Below are 941 nucleotides of genomic sequence, written 5' to 3' on the forward strand. Positions count from 1 at the left end.
CCGTCAACAAACCAATTGCCGTTGGCGGTGCCAGAGGTTTGCGCCAGCGTGATAAAACCACCGTTGTAGTCGGCGCTATCCACATTGGCGATGGCGGCGTCGGCAAAGCCGCTTAGCGCTTGCGCACCGTTGCCCGCCACCACCTGGCTGGTCTCGGTGTACACATTGGTCACCGATGGGGCGTCATTGACGGCCGTGATCGAGACGGTAGAGGTGAGATTGGGCGCAGCGCTGTCTACACCACCACCGGCACTGCCGCCGCTGTCGGTGACGCTGGTGATGGTCACCACGCGATTGTCTGCGGTGGTGGGATTATCTGAGCTGTTGCGGTAGGTCAGCCCGTCGACCAGGGTTTGCAGTTGCGCTTCTGACAGCGTGGCACCGCTGAATGAGACTGTTGCGGTGCTGCCAATGACTGACACATTCACCGTCAAGCCGTTGGTGGCTGTGTTGACCGAGTTGCCGTTGGTGAGAGCTATATCTGAGCCATCGAACGACAGGATTTCGTCAGAGCCGTCGGCGACGTTGGTGACGGTCAGGGTCAGCCCGCTGAAGGTCTGCCCGGTTTCGACGGTATCGGTGCTGACGGTGTTGAACAGATCCTGCGCACCACCACCTTCAACAAAGGTGGGATTGCCGCCGGTGGCGGTCACGCTGGGGGCATCGTTGACATCGGTGAGGGTCGCCGTAATGGAGCCTGTGCCGTTGGCCGCGCCGTCACTGACGGTAAAGTCCAGCTGAACGTTGGCCGCCGGGTCATTGCTGCTGTTGCTGTAGCGAATCGCTTGCAGCACTTCATTCACCAGCGCCGTGGTGGGTGCGGTGCCGTTGTCGGCAAAGTTCAGTTGCAACTCGCCATTGCCGGTGTTGGCGATGGTGGCGATTACGTTACCGCCAGCGGTCACGGTGCCACCGCCATTGGGGCCGCCGGCGACGGTCAA

1 protein-coding gene is annotated in these 941 nt (G+C 61.3%); it reads right to left on the reverse strand.

Going from position 1 to position 941, the window contains the following annotated elements; genetic code table 11:
• Window positions 1-941: hypothetical protein (locus MLD24_RS21485; RefSeq protein ID WP_248169385.1), on the reverse strand; the 941-nt coding region annotated here is incomplete at both ends.

Origin of the sequence: Marinobacter xestospongiae (assembly GCF_023156385.1) — a bacterium.
GTDB classification, from domain to species: domain Bacteria; phylum Pseudomonadota; class Gammaproteobacteria; order Pseudomonadales; family Oleiphilaceae; genus Marinobacter; species Marinobacter xestospongiae.